The sequence below is a fragment of the Streptomyces sp. ID05-26A genome (assembly GCF_033794685.1).
In the GTDB taxonomy this organism is placed as follows: Bacteria; Actinomycetota; Actinomycetes; order Mycobacteriales; family Pseudonocardiaceae; genus Lentzea.
Map to the genome: position 1 here is coordinate 2,264,103 of NZ_JARAYZ010000001.1, position 20,373 is coordinate 2,284,475.

The 20,373-nt window shown below is 70.4% G+C and carries 23 protein-coding genes; 13 read left to right on the plus strand and 10 right to left on the minus strand.

Annotation, left to right across the window (positions count from 1 at the left end; translation table 11 throughout):
• The first annotated feature begins 106 nt into the window (after nt 1-106).
• From PV646_RS11240 to PV646_RS11260, 5 genes are all read left to right on the plus strand, one after another.
• Nucleotides 107-640, plus strand: coding sequence for a SigE family RNA polymerase sigma factor (locus PV646_RS11240; protein WP_500341354.1), 534 nt, complete (start codon nt 107-109; stop codon nt 638-640).
• Between the two features lie 3 nt (nt 641-643).
• A complete protein-coding gene (locus tag PV646_RS11245) occupies nt 644-1,450 on the plus strand; it encodes a hypothetical protein (RefSeq protein ID WP_500341355.1) in 807 nt (268 codons plus the stop codon).
• 168 nt (nt 1,451-1,618) lie between these two features.
• Nucleotides 1,619-2,218, plus strand: a complete 600-nt coding sequence (locus tag PV646_RS11250; protein WP_500341356.1) for a hypothetical protein — start codon at nt 1,619-1,621, stop codon at nt 2,216-2,218.
• Between the two features lie 154 nt (nt 2,219-2,372).
• The gene (locus tag PV646_RS11255; protein ID WP_500341357.1) at nt 2,373-2,780 is read left to right on the plus strand and encodes a YciI family protein; all 408 of its coding nucleotides are present in this window, start codon (nt 2,373-2,375) and stop codon (nt 2,778-2,780) included.
• Nucleotides 2,781-2,782: 2 nt separating this feature from the next.
• Nucleotides 2,783-3,913, plus strand: a complete 1,131-nt coding sequence (locus PV646_RS11260; protein ID WP_500341358.1) for an RNA polymerase sigma factor — start codon at nt 2,783-2,785, stop codon at nt 3,911-3,913.
• An 84-nt stretch (nt 3,914-3,997) separates the two neighbouring features.
• Here the strand turns inward: PV646_RS11260 and PV646_RS11265 are convergent, their stop codons facing one another.
• The 4 genes from PV646_RS11265 to PV646_RS11280 all read right to left on the minus strand — a co-directional run bounded on the left by PV646_RS11265 (nt 3,998) and on the right by PV646_RS11280 (nt 7,547).
• Nucleotides 3,998-4,558 carry a ferritin gene (locus PV646_RS11265; protein WP_500341359.1) on the minus strand — a complete coding sequence of 187 codons (561 nt, stop codon included), beginning with the start codon at nt 4,556-4,558 and terminating at the stop codon, nt 3,998-4,000.
• A 100-nt stretch (nt 4,559-4,658) separates the two neighbouring features.
• Nucleotides 4,659-5,900, minus strand: a complete 1,242-nt coding sequence (locus PV646_RS11270; protein ID WP_500341360.1) for an arginine deiminase — start codon at nt 5,898-5,900, stop codon at nt 4,659-4,661.
• Between the two features lie 93 nt (nt 5,901-5,993).
• Nucleotides 5,994-6,755 (minus strand): CPBP family intramembrane glutamic endopeptidase, encoded by a 762-nt coding sequence (locus tag PV646_RS11275; protein ID WP_500341361.1) that lies wholly within the window; start codon nt 6,753-6,755, stop codon nt 5,994-5,996.
• A gap of 27 nt (nt 6,756-6,782) precedes the next feature.
• Nucleotides 6,783-7,547 (minus strand): DUF2470 domain-containing protein, encoded by a 765-nt coding sequence (locus PV646_RS11280; protein WP_500341362.1) that lies wholly within the window; start codon nt 7,545-7,547, stop codon nt 6,783-6,785.
• Between the two features lie 171 nt (nt 7,548-7,718).
• Here PV646_RS11280 and PV646_RS11285 point away from each other — a divergent pair, with 171 nt between their 5' ends.
• On the plus strand, nt 7,719-8,090 hold the full coding sequence (locus PV646_RS11285) for a hypothetical protein (protein WP_500341363.1): 372 nt from the start codon (nt 7,719-7,721) through the stop codon (nt 8,088-8,090).
• Nucleotides 8,087-8,542 carry a hypothetical protein gene (locus PV646_RS11290; protein WP_500341364.1) on the plus strand — a complete coding sequence of 152 codons (456 nt, stop codon included), beginning with the start codon at nt 8,087-8,089 and terminating at the stop codon, nt 8,540-8,542. Before PV646_RS11285 ends, PV646_RS11290 begins: the two co-directional genes overlap by 4 nt.
• Here PV646_RS11290 and PV646_RS11295 read toward each other — a convergent pair.
• Genes PV646_RS11295 through PV646_RS11310 form a run of 4 tightly spaced genes read right to left on the minus strand, consistent with a single transcriptional unit; the run spans nt 8,539 to nt 12,336 of the window.
• Nucleotides 8,539-9,684, minus strand: coding sequence for a VWA domain-containing protein (locus tag PV646_RS11295; RefSeq protein ID WP_500341365.1), 1,146 nt, complete (start codon nt 9,682-9,684; stop codon nt 8,539-8,541). The genes PV646_RS11290 and PV646_RS11295 overlap by 4 nt on opposite strands.
• Complete coding sequence (locus PV646_RS11300; protein ID WP_500341366.1) at nt 9,681-10,313, minus strand: IclR family transcriptional regulator; 633 nt, start codon at nt 10,311-10,313, stop codon at nt 9,681-9,683. Before PV646_RS11300 ends, PV646_RS11295 begins: the two co-directional genes overlap by 4 nt.
• Nucleotides 10,313-11,476, minus strand: coding sequence for a fumarylacetoacetate hydrolase family protein (locus PV646_RS11305; protein WP_500341367.1), 1,164 nt, complete (start codon nt 11,474-11,476; stop codon nt 10,313-10,315). Before PV646_RS11305 ends, PV646_RS11300 begins: the two co-directional genes overlap by 1 nt.
• On the minus strand, nt 11,473-12,336 hold the full coding sequence (locus tag PV646_RS11310) for a hypothetical protein (protein WP_189156545.1): 864 nt from the start codon (nt 12,334-12,336) through the stop codon (nt 11,473-11,475). The genes PV646_RS11305 and PV646_RS11310 overlap by 4 nt, the downstream gene beginning before the upstream one ends.
• Before the next feature lie 81 nt (nt 12,337-12,417).
• Between PV646_RS11310 and PV646_RS11315 the strand changes: the two genes are divergently transcribed.
• Together PV646_RS11315 and PV646_RS11320 are read left to right on the plus strand one after the other, a co-directional pair.
• Nucleotides 12,418-13,590 (plus strand): homogentisate 1,2-dioxygenase, encoded by a 1,173-nt coding sequence (locus PV646_RS11315; RefSeq protein WP_500341368.1) that lies wholly within the window; start codon nt 12,418-12,420, stop codon nt 13,588-13,590.
• Nucleotides 13,591-13,623: 33 nt separating this feature from the next.
• Complete coding sequence (locus PV646_RS11320) at nt 13,624-14,787, plus strand: SWIM zinc finger family protein (protein WP_500341369.1); 1,164 nt, start codon at nt 13,624-13,626, stop codon at nt 14,785-14,787.
• Nucleotides 14,788-14,857: 70 nt separating this feature from the next.
• On the opposite strand, the gene PV646_RS11325 is transcribed toward PV646_RS11320, so the two are convergent.
• Nucleotides 14,858-15,052: a hypothetical protein gene (locus PV646_RS11325; protein WP_500341370.1), complete on the minus strand. Its 195-nt coding sequence runs from the start codon at nt 15,050-15,052 to the stop codon at nt 14,858-14,860.
• A 30-nt stretch (nt 15,053-15,082) separates the two neighbouring features.
• Between PV646_RS11325 and PV646_RS11330 the strand changes: the two genes are divergently transcribed.
• From PV646_RS11330 to PV646_RS11345, 4 genes are read left to right on the plus strand one after another with little or no spacing between them, the layout of a single operon-like run.
• Nucleotides 15,083-16,510 carry a DUF5691 domain-containing protein gene (locus PV646_RS11330; protein ID WP_500341371.1) on the plus strand — a complete coding sequence of 476 codons (1,428 nt, stop codon included), beginning with the start codon at nt 15,083-15,085 and terminating at the stop codon, nt 16,508-16,510.
• A complete protein-coding gene (locus PV646_RS11335; protein ID WP_500342361.1) occupies nt 16,486-17,592 on the plus strand; it encodes an ATP-binding protein in 1,107 nt (368 codons plus the stop codon). Before PV646_RS11330 ends, PV646_RS11335 begins: the two co-directional genes overlap by 25 nt.
• The gene (locus PV646_RS11340; RefSeq protein ID WP_500341372.1) at nt 17,585-19,750 is read left to right on the plus strand and encodes a DUF5682 family protein; all 2,166 of its coding nucleotides are present in this window, start codon (nt 17,585-17,587) and stop codon (nt 19,748-19,750) included. The genes PV646_RS11335 and PV646_RS11340 overlap by 8 nt, the downstream gene beginning before the upstream one ends.
• Entirely contained in the window at nt 19,747-19,980 is a 234-nt protein-coding gene (locus PV646_RS11345) for a hypothetical protein (RefSeq protein ID WP_500341373.1), read from the plus strand. The genes PV646_RS11340 and PV646_RS11345 overlap by 4 nt, the downstream gene beginning before the upstream one ends.
• On the opposite strand, the gene PV646_RS11350 is transcribed toward PV646_RS11345, so the two are convergent.
• Nucleotides 19,977-20,321: a cupin domain-containing protein gene (locus tag PV646_RS11350; protein WP_500341374.1), complete on the minus strand. Its 345-nt coding sequence runs from the start codon at nt 20,319-20,321 to the stop codon at nt 19,977-19,979. The genes PV646_RS11345 and PV646_RS11350 overlap by 4 nt on opposite strands.
• Between the last annotated feature and the right edge of the window lie 52 nt (nt 20,322-20,373).

A 20,373-nucleotide genomic window follows, 5' to 3' on the forward strand; every position in this document is an offset into this window, starting at 1 on the left:
GGAACTGCCTGCGCCCGTTGCCGTTCCGTGATTAAGTGGCGGCAACCGCATCTCGGACCCACGCGTGAACACCCCGAGCCAGTTTGCTTCGGGGAGGGGGCGTGCCGTGACGGCGGTGTTGCAGCTGGGGTCAGCCGTCGAGCACGGCGGGGGAAGAGCGGAAGCCGTGGGGGACTTCGCTGAGTTCGTGCGCGTCTCCATGCCCGGACTCCTTCGTTACGGCCATGCGCTGACCGGGAACCCGCACGACTCCGCCGACCTGGTGCAGACGGTGCTGGAGAAGGTCGGTTCGCGCTGGGTCGCAGTGCAGCGCAAGGGTGACGACCCGCTCGCGTACGTCCGCCGGGCCATGGCCAACACGCACATCAGCATCTGGCGCCGACGCCGACGTGAGAACCTCGTGGCGGACCTCCCGGACAGCGGAGCCGTGGCTCCGGAGCTGAGCAGACTGGAGAACGAACCGCTCTGGCAGGCTCTGCGGTCGCTGCCACCGCGGCAGCGAGCGGTGATCGTGCTGCGCTACTACGAGAACCTCTCCGAGGCCGAGATCGCACACGCGCTCGGCATCTCGTGCGGCACGGTGAAGAGCCAGAGCAGCAAGGCGATGGCGAGCCTTCGAACACGACTGGGAAAGGACTGACCGGTGGACGAACTGGATGATGATCTGCGCAAGCTCTTCAGCGACGATCGGCTGGACGTCCACTCCACGTCGGTCTCCACCGAACTGGTGCTCCGCGGCGCTGCTCGGCGCCGGCATCGGCGCACCGCCGTCGCCGGCACCTTCGCCCTGGTGGCCGTGGTCGGCGCCGGGATCGGGGTGAGCCGGTTCGAGATGCCGTCGCCGGACAGCACGGTCGGCGCCCTCCTGACGACGGCCGTCTCGACCACCACGACACCTCCTCCACCGCCGTCGACCAGCACGGTCGTCTCGACCGCGACCGTGACGGTGGGGCAGCCGCCGAACTCCACCGGCGCCAACACCGGCAAGCCCGATCCCGGCGGCACGAGCCGGTCGAGCCCGAAGACGTCGACGCCGCCCACACCGGAGTCGCAGCCGGGCCGGTACGGAACGCTCGCGCTGGGGATGTCCGAGGCCGACGCACTGGCGACGGGCTCGCTGGTCGAACCCAGCAGCCCGGCCGACCCGGACAACAGGTGCAAGGCCTACGCGACGAAGTCGGTGCCCGACGCGAACGCCGTGATCGTCTCCCCGGCCAAGGGGATCGTGCGGATCACCATGCCGAACTACGCCAAGACGCCCAAGAACGTCGGCGCGGGTTCGCAGGTGTCCGAGGTCAAAGCCGCCTACACGAATTCCATTCAAAGCGGTTCCTCGGTGACCGCGCAAATATCCGCAACGCCTCCCTGGTCCTATATCTTCGAAACCGACGGCGCGGTCGTGACGACCGTGTTCATGCGCCTGAACGCGAACGACTGCGCCACCGTCTGAACATTGATCATCCTTGAGTTCCCGCTGCTCCAGACGGTGCAGCGGGACTTTGGCGTACGTTCTTCCGCGTTTGTTCCCGTGACTTCTTCGTGACTCTGACCTGCGCAACCCCGCTGACGAGGTGACGTCTTTACCGGTGTCTCACACAAACCTTTGGGGGGAACCGAAATGAAGAACTCGATCAAGATCGCATTCGTCGCCGCACTCGCCGTCGCGGGAATTGCCGCGTGCACTTCCGCGCCGGAGCAGAACGCCGCTCCCGCCAGGTCCACCACCGCGCCGTCCAGCGCGACGCCGCCGCCCGTCCAGGTCGTCACGGAGGTCGTGACCGCGACGGTGACCAACCCGCCGCAGGCCGTCGTGAAGGTGGACAACCGACTCGGGTACGGCGGTCTCAAGCTCGGCATGTCGCTGGAGGAGGCGCATGCCGCCGGCCTGACCGACCTGACCTGGGGCGGCCCCGGCGAGAAGAACTGCGTCGCCGACGGCGAGGTCGCGATCTCCAGGCAGTACGGCGTCGAGCGGATCACGTTGCCGGCGGAGGCCAGGACTTCGAAGGGGATCGGCGTGGGTTCGACCTTCGCCGAGGTCAAGAGGGCCTACCCGCACGCTTCCGAGTACCGCGCCGGCTGGTCGGCGCAGGTGGCGGACAACGTCGTCTACGCGTTCGTGGGCGGCATCAAGCGCGTCCACTTCGCGGACACCGACCACGTCGTCCGCATCAAGATGACCGCGACCACCGTTCAGTGCGCCATGGCCTTTCTCTGAGTCCCGCCACGGTCGTGCCCGCCCCGCTGGGGGTGGGGCGGGCACGACCGCCGAAAAGATCTCCGCCGGCGATGTAGAGATCCGCGTTTCGGCTCCGTCCCCGTGGTGAAAGCGACCAGGATGGGTCGCGACCGCACCGAGGGAGACACCCGAGATGGCGAAGTACCTGCTGCTCAAGCACTACCGCGGCGCCCCTGCCCCGGCCAACGACGTGCCGATGGACCAGTGGACGCCCGACGAGATCACCGCGCACATCCAGTACATGAACGACTTCGCGGACAAGCTCAAGACCACCGGTGAGTTCGTCGACGGCCAGGCCCTGGAGCAGGAGGGCACCTGGGTTCGCTACGACGGTGAGGGGCGCCCGCCGGTCACCGACGGGCCGTTCGCGGAGACGAAGGACCTCATCGCCGGCTGGATGATCATCGACACCGACACCTACGAGCGGGCGCTCGAACTGGCGGCGGAACTGTCGGCGGCGCCGGGCAAGGACGGCAAGCCCATCCACGAGTGGCTGGAGATCCGTCCGCTCTACGGCAGCGCGCCGACGATCACGGAGTGAGCGTGGACGAGGGACTGCTCAGGAGCCTCACGCCGGCGGTGCTCGGCATCCTCGTTCGCCGCGGAGCCGATTTCGCGGCGGCCGAGGACGCCGTGCAGGACGCGCTGGTCGAGGCCGTCCGCGTGTGGCCGGAAGATCCACCCCGGGATCCCAAGGGGTGGCTGGTCACCGCGGCCTGGCGCAAGTTCCTCGACGCGACGAGGGCGGAGACGGCTCGGCGGCGGCGGGAGGACCTCGTCGACGCCGAGCCCGGGCTGGGGGCCGTGCCGGACGCCGACGACACGTTGCAGCTCTACTTCCTGTGCGCGCACCCTTCGCTCACGCCGTCGTCGGCCGTCGCGCTCACGCTCAGGGCCGTCGGCGGGCTGACCACGCGGCAGATCGCCCAGGCCTACCTGGTGCCCGAGGCCACGATGGCCCAGCGCATCAGCCGGGCCAAGAAGACCGTCGGCGCCGTGCGGTTCGACCAGCCCGGTGACGTGGCCACCGTGCTGCGCGTGCTCTACCTGGTCTTCAACGAGGGCTACTCGGGTGACGTCGACCTGGCCGCCGAGGCCATCCGGCTCACCCGGCTGCTCGCGGGCGCGATCGACCACCCCGAGGTCGCCGGGCTGCTCGCGCTCATGCTCCTGCACCACGCCCGCCGCGCGTCCCGGACGGACGACGGGAGGCTGGTGCCGCTGGCCGAGCAGGACCGGGGGAAGTGGGACACGACGCTGATCGCCGAGGGCGTCGAGATCCTGCAGGCGGCGCTCGCACGGGACCGGCTGGGGGAGTTCCAGGCACAGGCGGCGATCGCGGCACTGCACGCGGACGCGCCCGTGGCCGAGGAGACCGACTGGGTGCAGATCGTGGAGTGGTACGACGAACTCGCGAAGCTGACGGGCAGTCCTGTCGTCCGGCTGAACCGGGCGGTGGCCGTGGGCGAGGCCGACGGACCGCGCGCGGGGCTCAAGGCATTGGCGGAACTGGACGATTCCCTGCCCCGCTACTCGGCGGTGGCGGCCTACCTCCACGAGCGCGACGGTGACCGGCGAACGGCCGCGAAGCTCTACGTCGAGGCCGCCGGGAAAGCGTCGAACCTCGCCGAGCGGGAATACCTCACCCGGCAGGCCGCCCGCCTCAACAACTGAAAGGACCGCCCGACCCGATTAGGTCAGGCGGTCCTTTGTGATCAGGCACTCAATCGTGCGAAGAAAAACCGTGCGAAGAAAAACTCAGAGAGCGCCGCCCGCGGCGGTCGGGGCACCGGCGTCGGAACCCTCGTCACCCACGCTCTCGCGGGTCAGGAACGTCTCCACGTAGAACATGTTGCCGTCCGCGCGGTCCATGATCGTGAGCAGCGTCTTCATCGAGGAGACCTCCTCGACCTGCTCCTTCAGGAACCACTGCATGAACTGCTCGCCGATGTAGTCGCTCTCCTCGCGAGCGGCCTTCGCGAGCGCGATGATCTGGTCGGTGACCTGCTGCTCCTGCGTCAGGGCGAGGGCGACGAGGTCACGCGGGGACTTGAACTCGCTCAGCGGCGTCTCGACGCCGGGAACGGCCACCGCGATGTCGTTGTCCATGAGGAACTGGATGATCATCATGGCGTGGTTGCGCTCTTCGAGAGCCTGCTTGTAGAAGTGCGACGCGAGGCGCGGCAGGTCCTCGTTGTCGAACCACACGGCGAGCGCGATGTACTGCTGCGAAGCGGAGAACTCGTTGCCGACCTGAGCCCGCAGCAGCTGGTGGAAGTTCGACTTTCCGGACAGGATCTTCTTCACGTTCGAGGCCATGAGGAGTACGTTAGCCGAGAACAAAGATCTTCGCATTCCAGGAATGCCTAACCTTTGTTTGGAAAGGTGAACCAAACAAAGGTTAGGCATTCCTAAGGATCTACACCAATGGCGCGCGGTCAATCGGGCACGACATGCAGCGGGGTCCGCCGCGGCCGGAGCCGAGTTCCGAACCGGCGATCCGCAGCACCTCGACGCCCTGGTCCTCCAGACGCGCGTTCGTCTCGACGTTGCGCTCGTACGCCACGACGAGACCGGGAGCCACGGCGAGCGTGTTGTTGCCGTCGTCCCACTGCTCGCGCTCGGCGGTGACGATGTCGAGGCCCGTGTCGATCACGCGCAGCCGTTCGATGCCCATGGCCTCGGCCGCCGCCTCCAGGAACGGCACGGGGCCGTCGACGCGCACGCCACCGTCGCCGTCGGCGCGCAACGGGTAAGCCGTCAGCGTGTGGCGGATCGCCGGGTACATCACCACGGCGTCGCGGTCGACCATCGTGCAGACGGTGTCGAGGTGCATCGTGGCGCGTTCCTGCTCGATCGGCACCGCCAGCACCGTGTGTGCGAGGCCGTCGGCCAGCGCAGATCGTGCGAACGACTCGGCGCCCGCCGGGGTGGTGCGCTCGCCGACGCCGATGGCGATCACGCCGGGCGCGAGCAGCAGCACGTCGCCGCCCTCCAGCGGAGCCGAGTGCGCGCCGTACGCGCGGCCCGTGCGGCGGAACCGCGGGTGGTAGGCGTAGATCAGGTCCGTCAGCGTCGTCTCGCGGTCACGGGCGGGCAGCGCGAGCGAGGTGATGGCCACGCGGTCGCCGACCCACACCGACGAGTCGCGGGTGAAGAGCAGGTTCGGCAGCGGGTCGACGGCGAAGTCGATCGGCAGGTGCATCTTGCGCACCAGCGACGCGCCCTCGGCGGCCGGCAGTTCCTCGAACGTCATGCCGGTCATCAGCACCTGGGCGAGCGTGGACGCGTCGAGCGACGTGAGGTGGCTGCGCAGCGCGTCGGCCAGGTCGATGCCGAGGCGGCGCTCGTTGACGGCGCTGTGGATGCCCGCGATGCGTGCGCGGTTGTCCTCCAGCGCCTGCACCAGCACGTCGGCGAGCAGCAGGACCTCGACACCGCGGGAGGTCAGCGTCGCGGCGAACGCGTCGTGCTCCTCCTGGGCGCGGCCCACCCACGGCACGCCGTCGAACAGGAGCTGGTCGTTGTTGCGCGGGGTGAGCCTCTTGAGCTCGTTGCCCGGCCGGTGCAGCAGCACCGTGCGCAAGGGGCCGACCTCGCTGTCCACGCGGGGCGCGGCATCCGGAAGTGCTTCGGTCTCAGCGATCGTGTGCGCAGTCACCGATCGAGCGTAACCCTGAACAGCACAAATCGCCGCTTGTGAGCCCGAAATCGCAACGAACCGCGCGTGAAATCGAGCGCGACCCCCGAATCGTTAGGGCAACCAGCTCACTTTGCCGCGCAACATTGTGTAGCCCACGAACGCGACGACGTCGAGGATGGTGTGGGCGATCACCAACGGCCACAACCGCTTGGTCCGCTGCCAGTAGAACCCGAACACCAGGCCCATGACCACGTTGCCGACGAACCCGCCGAAGCCCTGGTAGAGGTGGTACGACCCGCGCAGCACGGCCGCCGCGACCAACGCCGCGTACTGCCGCCAGCCGAGTTGCTCCAGCCGCGTGATCAGGTACCCGACGACGAGGACCTCCTCCGCCCACGCGTTCCCGGCGGCGGCGAGGATCAACGCCACGCTCATCCACCACTGGTTGTCCAAAGTGGACGGCTGGACGGCGAGGTTCAGGCCGAGCGCCCAGGCGGCGAAGTACAGGCCCAGCCCCGGGATGCCGATGATCGCGGCCAGACCCAGGGCGCCCAGCGAGTCCGCGAGCTTGCGGGTGCCGTCCAGGCCGATGACGCGCAGCTTGATGCCCGTGCGCCACAACAGGTACAGCCCGATGCCGCCCCACGCGGCGAGCTGCAGCACGCCCAGCAGCTGCGCCACGAGGTCCAGCAGGTCGGCGCGCGCCTGCGGGACGTTGATCGCGACGGACTGCTGGTTGAGCGGCGTCGGCTGCAGCAGGCTGTCGATCAGCCGCACGAGACTGCGCAGGCCCGACAGTCCGAGCGTCATGCTGAAGACGATCAGCAGTTCGAGCTGGTAACCGCGCTTCTCGTCAGCGGGGATCAAGGTCACCCCGCTGACGCTACCTGCAGCCTCGGATCATCTCTGGGCGAGGAACGGGCACCCCATCAGCCGCCGCAGTTCCGCAGCGAGTTCCTGGGGAGTGCTGACCGGCTGGGAGAACGCGATCCGCACGTCGTGGTCCTCGCACTCCGCCTCGACCCGCAGCCGCAGCCCGAACCGGTCGAGCCCGAGCGGCCGCACGTGGCCCGCCTGCAACTCCTCCGGCAGGTGCCGGGCGAGCTGGCCGACGACGTCGCTGTGCGCCGACTCCAGGTGCCGCAGCCAGTGGTCCTCGTTGCGGCAGAACGGGTCCGGCGTCGCGCTCGCGAACTGCTCCGGCCTGATCGACGACGTGCCCTCGGCGTCCGCGATCACCATCGACGCGGGCGTGAGCCGCAGCACCGAGGCGCCGTGGCCCGCGTCGAGCAGCCGGTGGTCCGGGCGCACGTCGGCGACGGCGAGAACCTCCTCGCGCGCCTCCTCCCCGTCCAGCGCGGACACCCAGCCGGTCAGCCAGAGCAGGCCGCGGACGGGTTCGCGCAGCGGCACGGGAGCCTGGTCGGCGATCTCCAGCATCGCCGTCACCTCGGCCCGCGGGGCCTGCCACAACTGTGCCACCAGCGGGTGTTCGTCGGCGAGCAGCAGGATCGTGGTGCCGCACGGGTGCACGTGGTGGAACAACGGACTGGTGCGGGAGCCGGACTGAGGAAGCAGCGCGGCGGAACCGTGGCGAGCCGCGATCGTGCGGGCGCGCTCCGCGGCGTGCGGCGCCGGTGGGCGCTTGGTCTGGGTGTCGGTCACCACTCCACCTCCTCAAAGGTTAGGCAAGCCTAACTTAGCTTCGCTCGTCATGGGAAGCACCACCTGTACCTTGGACGGGTGGTCGTGCCCAACAAGCCGTCCACCGAGGTGGAGGCGCTCGACGATCGGTGGACCCGGCACTGTGTCGACCGGGCGAGCCGCCGTGCCCTCGTGTGGACGCTGCTCGCCGGCGCGGCCTTCGCGCTCCAGTTCGTTCTGGTACTGGTGTGGTCGTGGTCCTCACCGGTGGCGCTCGTACTGCTCTTCTTCGCCGCGGCCGTGCTCTGGTGGGTGACGCGGAAGCGCCCGGTGCGTTTACCGGAAGGTGAACCGTGGCATTTCGCCCATGTGCAGTGGGAAGGAGGGCGTCTGGTCGTGTTGTCGTCACCGCCTTTGTTGCTGACCTTGAGCGTCGGTCCTGTCCTGCGCGGACGGATCGCGCGTCACCGGCGCGTGTGGTTCGTGCCACCGGATTCCGCCGGCAACACCTTCGTCACGTTCCGAGGAGTACCGCGGTTGATCCCGGCGCGTGTGCACAGATGATGATCATCGAGAACTGGAGCGACACCTGCCTCGCGCGGGCGGACCGGCGCGCGGTCGGGCACATCTTCTTCGCGCTGGCGGTCCTCGGCGTCGTGCTCTTCATCGGCTGGATCTGGCTCACCGTGCTGTCCGTGCCGGTGGTGCTGGAACTGGCCGCGCCGGGGTTGCGGCACTTCCTCACGCGCCGCGGCACCCTGGCGTTGATGGAGCAGTTCCCGTGGCGCCCGGTGTCGGTGAGTTTCGTGGCGGGGCGGCGGATCGGGCGTCAGGCGTACCTGAAGGTCGCCGACTCCGAGAAGAACCTGCGGCTGCCCGAACTCCCCGAACGGGCGCGGGTCCTGGTGCGGCACACCGGACGGGTGTGGATCGCCGGTCCGGACGAGCGCGGGCGCGTCGTGGTGATGACACGCGGGCTGGCGTTCCTCACCCGCGGTCGGGTCATAGACCGCTAACGACCGCCGGTCGCGATGCCTTCGGCTTCGGCCCACTGCGTGAGGTCGTCCTTGCGCAGGGCGGCCGCCAGCAGTTCGGGGAACTTGTCCGGCGTGCAGGCGAACGCGGGAGCGCCCAGCGCGTGCAGCTTCGCGGCCAGTTCGTGGTCGTACGCGGGCGTACCGGAGTCGCTGAGCGCCAACAGGTTCACGACCGTGACGCCGCTCGCGACCAGTTCGCGGACCCGGCGCTGCAGCTCGGTCTCCGATCCGCCCTCGTAGAGGTCGCTGATGATCACGACGACCGTGTCGGTGGGCCTGCGGACCTGGGTCTGCGCGTAGGCGACCGCGCGGTTGATGTCCGTGCCGCCGCCGAGCTGGGCGCTGAACAGCAGGTCGACCGGGTCGCTGAGCTGGTCGGTCAGGTCGGCGACCTCGGTGTCGAACACGACGAGTTTCGTCGAGATGGACCGGATGCTCGCGAGTGCCGACCCGAGAACCGCCGCGTGCACCAGGGATTCCGCCATCGAACCGGACTGGTCGACGAGCAGGATCACGTCCCGCATCGCCGCGGACCGGCTGCGCCTGCGGTGCCCGATCAGGTCCTCGACGATGACGGTCTTGTGCTGTGGCTGGTAGTTCTTGAGGTTCGCGCGGATCGTGGTCGCCCAGTCGACGTCCTGCAACTGCGGCCGGTGGGTGCGCTTCGACCGGTCGACGGCGCCGCGGACGGCCTCGATCAACCGGTCCTGCAGCCGCTTCTCGATGTCCTCGACCACCTTGCGCACCACGGCTTTCGCGGTGTCGCGGGTGCGGGCGGGGATCGCGCGGGAGAGCTGCAACAGGGTGCTGACGAGGTTCACGTCCGGCTCGACCGACTGCAGCAGTTCGGGTTCGAGCAGCAACTGCTTCAGGCCGAGCTTCTCGACCGCGTCCCGTTGCATGACCTGCACGACGGACGTGGGGAAGTACTTGCGGACGTCGCCGAGCCAGCGGTGCAGCTGCGGAGAGCTGGCACCGAGGCCGGCACCGCGATCACCGCCACCGCCGTAGAGACCCGTGAGCGCGCCATCACGCCGTTGGTCGTCCTCGCCGAGTTCGGACACGTCTTCCGCGCTCGGGCCCAGGAGCAACCGCCAGCGCCGTAGCCGCTCTTCGGTCATCTGAGCGCTGCCGCCACTTCTTCGGCCGCACGCACGACCTGAGGGCCGACGATGTCCGCGTCGAGCTTCTCCAGCGCCACCACGCCGACCGACGCTCGCAGACCCGGCACGCCACGCACCGGTGCGGCGACGCCGTACGCGTTCGGCTGCAGCTCACCGGCCGAGACCACCCAGGCCTCGCCGGGCTGGGAGATGGCCCGGCCGGCCGCCCCGCGGTGCACCGGATGGCGGGAGCCCACCCGGTACGCCACGTGGAAAGCGGTCCACGACGGTTCGACGACGGCGACGGCCTGGGCCTCGGTGCCGTCCGCGACCGTGAGGTGCGCGGTGGCGCCGACCTTCTCGGCGAGCTCCCGGAGAGCGGGGTTCGCCGCCATCCGCAGCTGGGGGAGGACGTTGGAGGCGAGGCGCAGCACGCCCAGGCCGAGCCTGACCTTCGAGCCCTCGCGGCGCACGAGTCCGCGCGCCTGCAGCGGCACGAGAAGCCGGTACACGGCTGCCCTGGACGCGCCGATGGCGTTGGCGAGCTCCGAGATCGACGGTGCCTCGGACTCCGCCTCAGCGACCGCCTGGAGCAGCGCCAGACCCCTTTCCAGGGTCAGCGAGCTCTCCTTCGTCGCTCCGACCATCACGCACTCCGAACTGTTCCCACCACCTCGGCGAGACCGACCACGGAGCCCTTCTCACCGGGAGCCGTCGCGGTCAGCTTGACCGTGTCGCCGTCCTCCAGGAAAGACCTCGTGGAGCCGTCGTCGAGCTTGAACGGTTCCTTGCCACCCCAGCTGAGTTCGAGGAACGAGCCGCGCTCGTCCTTCTCCGGTCCCGAGACCGTGCCGGAGGCGAACAGATCACCTGGGCGCACGGTAGCCCCGTTCACCGTCATGTGCGCCAGCTGTTGCACAAAAGACCACGACATTTCCCGGAACGGGGGCCGCGCGACGATCGTGTCGTTCAGCTCGACGGTGATCGTGATGTCCAGGCCCCAGGGCTGGTCGCACGTCAGGTAGTCGTGCAGCTTGTTCGGCAGCGGCGGCGTCGGGACGCGTGCAACTGAGAACGCCTCCAGCGGCGTGATCCACGCGCCGATCGACGTGGCGAACGACTTGGCGAGGAACGGGCCGAGCGGCTGGTACTCCCACGCCTGGATGTCGCGGGCCGACCAGTCGTTGACCAGCGCGACGCCGAAGACGTGCTCGGCCGCCCTGCTCGTGGACACGTTGGCCGCCTTCGGGCCGCCGCAGACGAAGCCGACCTCGGCCTCGATGTCGAGGCGTTCCGACGGCCCGAACTTCGGGCCCTCGCTGCCGCGCTTCTGGCCGTTCGGGCGGACGATCTCCGTGCCGGAGACGTACACCGTGCCCGCGCGGCCGTGGTAGCCGATCGGGAGGTGCGTCCAGTTCGGCGTGAGCGCGTCACCGTCGGGGCGGAACATCTTGCCGACGTTCTCCGCGTGGTGCCTGCTGCTGTAGAAGTCCACGTAGTCGCCGACCGTGAACGGCAGCTTCGCCGTCTCGATCCCGACGAGTTCCGCGCCCTTGGGGGCCGAGCTCGCCGTGACGATCTCCCTGAGCTTGGCGCGCAGCACGCTCCAGACCGGCCTGCCGGCGGCGAGCAGCGGGTCCAGGGAGTCCTCCTGGACGTACTCGCTGCACTTGCCCAGCGCGAGGCTCTTGAGGAGCAACGCGCGGTCGCCGACGCGGACGGCCACGCCCCCGTCGACGACGCCGTAGGGGAGGGTCTGCGGTCCGAACGGCTGGTCCTCGGTGAAGTTCGGGTCGCTGATCCAGCTCACAGCAGTCCAAGCCCCTCGAGGTCGGCGACAGGTTCGGCGAGCGAGCACGAGCCGTAGCTCGCGAACACACCGCGCACGGCGTGCGCGGCCTGGTCGCTGAGCGCCTTGGCCTCGGCGGTGAGAGCCTCGGCGTCGGTGCTCGCGAGCGCCTCGCGGACGTCGCGGCCACTGAGGGACCGCGCGGTGGCCACGAGGAGGTTCAGGAAGCCGTGGTGGGTGAAGCCCTGCTCGTCGGTGTAGCGGACGGCCTTGTGCAGGCCCGCCGTCGCCTTGAACGCGACGCCGCCACCGCTGACGACGGACAGGAAGTCACCGACCTCCTCGACGCTCGGGAAGTTCTCCTGGGAGAGACCGCCGCAGCGCAGCTTGGGCCAGCTGCCGTGCTCGATGACCCGGCGAACGCCGTCGAGCCACTCGGCACCGCCGCGGCGGGGTTCGACGACGCGGATGACGTCCTCGGGGACGAACTCCGACACGCGTTCGAGCCACACCTCGTCCACATCGGACGGTGCGGGCATCTCGACCATGCGCAGAGCCAGGAGCTCGCTTCTGCTCTCGACGATCGACACGGCCTTCGGCACGCCGCCGAGGCCGGTGTCGATCACGAGGCTCAGAGCGATGGGTTTGGCCGGCTTCACCTTGATCAGTTCGGTGATCAGTTCGGCGAGACGGGAGGCGGGACAGAGGAAGAGGCCCATGACGCCGGAGAAGTCACCGACGCGTCCGTCGAGGTGACCGCGCACCGCGTCGGGCATCGACGCGTTCCCCGGAGGGAACAGCGCGGCATCGTCCACAAGCCTCGCGAGCAGGGGCGGAGTACCGCGCGGACCGGGCGCACGGAGTTCGACAGCGCTTGACACGGCTGACACGCTAGCTGGGTATCGGTAAGTGAACAAAGATGTCCGATAATCGAACGCCCTGGAAGGACCCGGAGAGCACTCATGGCTTACTACCGCCAGGTGGGAGAGATCCCCCGAAAGCGCCACACCCAGTTCCGCAAACCGGACGGTGGCCTCTACGCGGAAGAGCTCATGGGGGTCGAGGGGTTCTCGGCCGATTCGGCCCTGCTCTACCACCGGTACCTGCCGACCGCGATCGTCAACGCGGAGACGGTGAAGGACGAGCGCGGGACCGCTTCGCCGAACCTCCCGCTGAAGCCGCGGCACTTCAAGACAACGGATCTGACCTGGGCTTCTGACGAGGTCGACGCGGTGACCGGGCGGCGCAAGCTGTTCTCGAACCCGGACGTGACCATTGGATTCGTGGTCGCCAACGCGCCGTCTCCGTTGTACCGCAACGCATTCGGTGACGAGCTGCTGTACGTGCAGTCCGGTTCGGGTGTCATCGAGACGATCTACGGGGCGTTGACGGTCGGCGACGGCGACTACGTCGTGATCCCGACCTCGTGCACCTATCGGGTCGTGCCGTCGTCCCCGATGTCGTTGCTGGTGCTGGAGGCGACCGGGCACGTCGGGCCTCCGCGCAGGTACCTGTCCAAGGCCGGGCAGTTCCTGGAGCACTCGCCCTACTGCGAGCGCGACATCCGGGGGCCCGAGGAGCCGTTGGTGGTGGAGGGCGAGGACGTCGACGTGCTCGTGCGGCACCGTGCCGGCCTCACGCGCTTCACCTACGCGAACCACCCGTTCGACGTCGTCGGCTGGGACGGGCACCTGTACCCGTGGGCGTTCAACATCCGCGACTTCGAACCGATCACCGGCCGCGTGCACCAGCCGCCGCCCGTGCACCAGACGTTCGAGGGCCCGAACTTCGTCGTGTGCTCGTTCGTGCCGCGCAAGGTGGACTACCACCCGTTGTCCGTGCCGGTGCCGTACAACCACGCGAACGTCGACTCGGACGAGTTGATGTTCTACGTCGGCGGCAACTACGAGGCGCGCAAGGGCTCGGGCATCGGCATCGGTTCGCTGTCGCTGCACCCGTCCGGCTGCACGCACGGACCGCAGCCGGGAGCCGTCGAAGCCTCGCTGGGCGTCGACTACTTCGACGAGACCGCGGTCATGGTGGACACGTTCCGCCCGCTGGAGTTGGGCGAGGCGGCGGAGGCCTCCGAGGACCCGGCGTACGCGTGGACTTGGGCCCGTCGCGGTCCGGCCTGATTTTCTGTCGGGGGTCCTCGCTACTTTGGTCTCGTGAGGACACGAGCAGTTCCGATGCGCTGGCAGGGCCTGGGCAAGGCCCTGCCGGTGCTGTGGGGCCTCTACTCGGGCTCCGGCTCGCTGCCGTACCGCGTGTGCGTCGACCTGGCCGCGGGCTCGGCCAAGTGCACGTGCCCGTCCCGCAAGTTCCCCTGCAAGCACGCCGTCAGCCTGCAGGAACTGGACCTCCCGGACGCCCTTCCGCCCGAGTGGGTGGAGGAGTGGACCACCCGCCGCGCCGCCCGTGAGCTCGACTCGTCGCCCGAGGCGGTGGCCCGGCGCCTCCGTTCCCGCGAGAAGACGGCGGCGAACCGCGCCAACGCCATGTCGTCGGGCATCGAGGGCCTGCGCGACTGGCTGCTCGACGTGGCCTCCGCCGGCATCGCCTCCCTGCCGGGCCGCCCGGCCTCGTGGTGGCAGGCGTTCATCGCCCGCATGATCGACGCCCAGGTCCCCGGCGTGGCCGCCGCCGTGGCCGAGATCCAGGAGATCGTCGCCCGCTCGGGCCCGCGCTGGACCTCCGACGTGGCCGACCGCCTCGGCGGCCTGCACCTGCTCTGCTTCGTGCAGCCCAGGTCGCGCTTGGGCGTGACGATCCCGGAGGAGACCGTCCGCGCCACGCCAGGTGTGTTCGACCGCTGGGTGGCCCTGCTCCGACTGGAGACCGACGACGGCCGCGTCCGCACGGTCCGCCAGTGGTGCTGGGGCCGCCAGACGTCCCGCTGGGTGGTGGCGATCCGCCACTCCGCCGTGGGAGCCCCGGTCCCGCTCCTGCCCCACGGCCTGGAGTCCTCGGCCCTCGTCCACCCCTACCCGGCGTCGGACCGGGTGGCCCTGGGCGAACTGGAGGCCTCGAGGCCCCCGGACCCGGTGCCGGCCCCGCCGTCGTGGCGCACCTCCCTGGCGTCCCTGGAACCGATGCTGACGGCCGATCCATGGCAACGTCTGTTCCCCCTGGGCTGCACCTCGGTCCGGCTGCACGGAGGCTCTCTGGTCGACGCCTCCGGCCACGGGCTGCCGGTGCGCGACGACACGGGCCTCGACATGGCCCTGGCGCTGACCGGTGGCGTGCCGTTCGACGCGTGGGGGCTGTGGGACGGCCACGCGTTGCGGCTGGGGGCCATCGCAGTGGACGGCACCCTGGAGGTGGTGGCGTGACCGCTACAGCCTGTACGCCGCTTTCCGGGCACGCCCACCGAACGTGGGCCGCGCTGCCCGCAGCCTGCCGTCAGACCCCGCCTGCCGCCTGCCGCGTCACCGCCGCGCCCCGAGCCGCCCGCAGCCATCCCGCCGCCCGCAGCCATCCCGCCGCCCGCAGCCATCCCGCCGCCCGCAGCCATCCCGCCGCCCGCAGCCATCCCGCCGCCCGCATCCACCCCTCAGCCGCGCCACCCAGCACCCGCCGCCCCACCCCGTCGCCCACCCAGCCCCTCCACACCCCGGAGGTGGCCGCGTGAAGGCCGAGTGGTCCCAGACCGTCCAAGACCTCCTCATCGGCACCACGAGAGGCGGCGGCGACCCCGCGACCCTGCTGTCCGACTGCGCCACCCTCGGCGTGGCCGCGTTCGGCGCCACGCTCCCGCAGGAAGCGTCAGCCGAGCCGTTGCCGCTCGCCCCACCCGAGTCCGCCACCCTCCCCAGACCGGCGGCCAAGGCCGTCCTCGAAGCGATCATGAGTCTCGACGACGAGGTCCTGCTCACCGAGTGGTGCGCCCTAGCCAAGGCGGGCAACGTCGTGGCCGAGCACCGCATGCTCCCCGCCCTGCTCGCCCTCGGCACGGCCCGGCCGGGGCTGCGGGCGGCGGTCGTGGAGGTCCTCGGCACCAGGGGTCGCTGGCTCGCGAACACCCGGCCCGGCTGGTCCTGGGCGAGCGGTGCCACGCCGCTCGTGGACGAGGTCCCGCTCGAGGAGATCCTCGACCTGCCCAGCGCCCAACGGGTGCGGGCGCTGCGGCGCAAGCGCAAGGCCGACCCGCACGAGGTCGGCGCGTTCATCGCGCGGGAGTTCCACCAGTCGCGCCGCTCCGCCGACCGCCAGGTGCTGATCAGCGCGCTGGAGACCGGTCTCGGCCCGCAGGACGAACGGCTGCTCGAAGCGGCCCTCGACGACAAGGCGGCGGCCGTTCACGACGAGGCCCTCCGGTTGCTGCGCAAGCTGCGGCCGACGAGGCTCGGCGCCCGTGCGGCACACCGCCTGCGGCACGGGCTCCGCCTCACCTCGGACGGGCTCGACATCCGGCCGGACGAGCTGTGGACCGGGCCGGCCGACGAGGCGGAGCTGCGGGACCTGATGCGTGACGGGTCCGAGAAGGGCGTGGCCGGTCGCATCCGGGCCGCGGCCGCCAGTGTGCCGCCGTCGTACTGGACCTCGACCCTCAAGGCCGACGACGCCAAGGCCGCCGACGTGCTCCGAAGGGGGCCGTGGGCCAGTGCGCTGCTCAGAGGCGTCGCCGACCAGCTCGCCGCGGCCAAGGATCCGCGTCCGTGGGCCGTCGCCGCCGCCGAGACGCTGACCGGCATGGAGCAGCTGGAGATGCTGGCCGCGCTGCCCGCCTCCGTTGCCGAGCAGGCGGTGGTGGCGGTGTCGAAGAACTGGCACTACGACCTCCTCGACCACGCCTGCGCCCAGTTGCCGGCGCCGTGGTCGCCCGAGACCACCCGCGCGCTGATGCACCGCTACTCCGCACTGCCCGACCCGCGGTGGCGGGCGGGGCGTCCGCCGGCGGTGTTGCTGGCGCGGGGCGACGCGGACCTGCTCGGCGCGAGCTGGGAGGCTCTGACCCGTCGCTGGCCGGAGAACTCCCTGGAATTGGAGGTTCTCCGCCTCCGCATCCGCCTTCGCGAGTCCTTCGCGCCATCCGAGCCCCAGGAGGCCCCGTGACCGCCGTGCTCAGGCCGACGGCCGAACAGCAGTACGCCGCCGAGCTCGAGGCCGTCGCGGCCCAGGACGACCGGCAGCGGCCGCCCAACTGGCGTCTCTCTCCGCAGGCCGTGGTCACCTACGTCCTGGGAGGCACGCTGCCTGACGGCACCGTGATCTCGCCGAAGTACGTGGGCTCGCGCCGGCTGGTCGAGGTCGCGGTGGGCACGCTGGTCACGGACCGGGCGTTGCTGCTCGTCGGTGTGCCGGGCACGGCCAAGTCGTGGCTGTCCGAGCACCTCGCGGCGGCGATCAGCGGCGACTCGACGCTGGTGGTCCAGGGCACGGCCGGCACGAGCGAGGACCAGGTCCGCTACGGCTGGAACTACGCCCGTCTCATCGCCGAGGGCCCCAGCGAGAACGCGATCGTGCCCAGCCCGGTCATGCGTGGCATGCAGCTGGGCACGGTCGTGCGGGTCGAAGAGCTGACGCGCATGCCGTCCGAGGTGCAGGACTCGTTCATCACGGTGCTCAGCGAGAAGTCGCTGCCGGTGCCGGAGCTGAACTCGCAGGTCCAGGCGGTGCCGGGCTTCACGGTCATCGCGACGGCCAACGACCGCGACCGGGGCGTCAACCAGATGTCGTCGGCGCTCGCGCGGCGCTTCAACACCGTAGTGCTGCCGCCGCCCGCGACCGAGGACGCCGAGGTCGAGATCGTCATCACCCGGGCCCAGCAGCTCGGCAAGGCGCTCCAGCTGCCCGCCGAACCGCCCGCGCTCGACGAGGTGCGCCGCGTCGTGCGGATCTTCCGCGAACTGCGCAACGGTTCCACTGTGGACGGTCGCACGCAGCTGAAGAAGCCGAGCGGCAGCCTGTCCACGGCCGAGGCGATCTCGGTCATCGCGAACGGCATGGCGCTCGCCGGCCACTTCGGCGACGGCACGCTGGGCGCGGACGAGCTCGCGAGCGGCCTCATCGGCTCCGTCATCAAGGACAGGGTGTCGGACGCGACGGTCTGGCAGGAGTACGTGGAGACGGTGCTGAAGGAGCGTGCCGAGTGGCGTGACCTCTACCGGGCCTGCCTGGACGCCAGCGGTGACTGAGCCGGTCCTCCTCGGCATCCGGCACCACGGCCCCGGCTCGGCCCGGATGGTCGAGCGGGCGCTGGCGCAGACGAGCCCGGCGCTCATCCTGATCGAGGGGCCACCGGAAGCGGACGCGCTGCTCGAACACGTCCACGCGCTCACTCCGCCGGTCGCGATCCTGCTGCACGACGAGACCGAGCCCGAGAACGCCGCGTTCTGGCCGTTCGCCGAGTTCTCCCCGGAGTGGCAGGCGCTGAAGTACGCCAGCGAGAACGGTGTCACCGCGCGCTTCTTCGACCTGCCGGCCGCGGCGTCGATCGGGGACGACGGCCCGAGCGGCAACGTCGACCCGATCGGCCTGCTGGCCGAGGCCGCGGGCTTCGACGACCCGGAGCGCTGGTGGGAGGACGTGGTCGAGCACAGCGCGTCCGATCCGCTCGACCTCGCGAACGCCATCGCCGAGGCCATGGTCGCGGTGCGCGCGGAGTTCGAGACCGAAGTAGGTGAACGCACTCTCCGACGAGAAGCGTTCATGCGTCAGACGATCCGCAAGGCGCGCAGGGAGACCGACGGCCCGATAGTCGTGGTCTGCGGCGCCTGGCACGTCCCGGCGTTGCTCACCAAACCGACGGTCGCCGCCGACACCGCGTTGCTCAAAGGCCTGCGCCGCCGCAGGATCTCCGGCACCTGGGTCCCGTGGAGCCACGGCCAGCTGGCCGCCGAGTCGGGTTACGGCGCGGGCGTCGACTCCCCGGGCTGGTACGCCCACCTCTGGCAGCACCGAGCCGACGTCGTCCCACGCTGGTTCGCGAAAGCCGCGGCGGTGCTCAGGGAAGAAGACCTCCCGGCCTCGACCGCGAGCGCGGTGGAAGCCGTCCGTCTGGCAGAAACCCTTGCGGCACTGCGGGAACGTCCCAGTGCGGGCCTGAGCGAGGTCAACGAGGCAGCGCTCGCCGTCCTCTGCGGAGGCGAGGAGATCCACCTCCGGCTGGTACACCGCAAACTCGTGGTGGGTGAACGCCTCGGCGAGGTGGGCGAGGCCGTTCCGCGCTCCCCGCTGGCCGCGGATCTCCAGCGCCTGCAACGCAAACTGCGCCTCCCGGCGGAGGTCCAGCCCAAGCAGCTCAAGCTGGACCTCCGCAAGGAGACCGACCGCGAACGCTCGAAACTCCTGCAGCGCCTGGAGGTCCTGGGCGTGCCGTGGGGCAAGCCGGACCAGTCCAACTCCCTCGGCACCTTCGCCGAGGTGTGGCAGCTCCGCTGGGACCCGATCTTCGCCGTGTCCGTGGCCGTCGCCGCCCGCCACGGCACCACCGTCCACACGGCAGCCGAGACCGTCCTGACCCAGGCGGCCAAGGACGCCCAGCGCGTGGCCGACGCGGCCGCGACCCTCACCAAGTCCGTCGGCTGCGAACTGCCGAAGGCCGTAGCCGAGGCCCGCAAGGCGCTCGACCGCTGCGCGGCCCTCGCCACCGACGCCCTCGAACTCCTGGCCGCCCTCCCGGACCTGGCGAGGACGGTCCGCTACGGCTCGGTCCGCGGCACCGACCCGGAACTGCTCCGCGTCGCCCTGCACGGCCTGCTCACCCGAGGAGCGGTCGGCCTCCCGATCGCCTGCCGGGGCATCGACGACGAAACGGCGGAACACGCGCTGCAGGTCGTGGACGGCGCCCACGAGGCCGCCCGCCTCGCAGCCGACGAAGAACACCAGCAGACCTGGCGGCGAGCCCTGCACGCCCTGGTGAAGGCGGAGGCCCACGGCCTTCCGACGGGCAGGGCGACCCGCCTGCTCTGGGAGGCGGGCGAACTGACGAGCGACGACGTGGCCACCCGCCTGCACAGGAGCGTCGCCACCGCCTTCGTCGCGGGCTTCCTCCGCGGTTCGGCCACACTCCTGGCAGCGGACCCACGTCTCTTCGGCCTCATCGACGAGTGGCTCAGCGGCCTGCGCGGCGAGGCGTTCGACGACGCCCTGCCCCTGCTCCGCCGCGCCATCACCGACTTCACCCCGGCCGAACGCCGCCTGCTCGGCGAACGCGTGGTGGCGGGCGAAACGCCGCAACCGGCAGCCGACGACGAGTGGGACCTGGAGATCGCCGAACGCCTCGCCGCCCACGTCCGCGGCCTGCTGTCCGGGGTTTCACGATCCGAGGATGCGCCGATCCCACAGGCGTGACCGCACCTGAGGAAAACCGCGCCGCCGTGCCGGACGAAGAGCGTGCCGCCGTGCCGGACGAGGACCGCCTCGCCGCCCCGCCCGGAGACCTCACGCCGCCCGACGAGAGCCTCCTCGACGACTCCCAGCACCTCATCGACGAGGCCAAGAAGATCGCCCACGACCTGCGCGAAGAGGTCCCGGACACCGCGCCGGAACCGCCGAGGGAAGACGGCTCCCCGGCGAACTAGACCGACCAGGGCGGCGTGATCGTCCGACCGTCCGCCAACGTCCCCTGGATCCCGACCGACGTGGCCACCAGCACCCGCGCCGGCCCGCCGGTCAGCGCCAGTTCGGTGTTCGGCGGCACCACGATGGCGTCGCCGGCCCCGGCCGTCTGCCCCTGGATCGTCACCGATCCGGACAGCACGTAGAACACCTCCTCCTTCGACGCGCGGTGCGGCGTCCCGTCGCCGCCTTCCGGCACGTCGACGGTCCACAGCGCGATCTCCGAACTACCGCGCGACGGCACGGCCAGGGAGCGGAACTCGAAGCCGCCGAACTCGTGCAGCGCGGCGGAATCCCCAGTCACCAGCAAGACAACCTCCAAAGTAGTCAACCAAGTTGTCTAACCTTAGAATAAG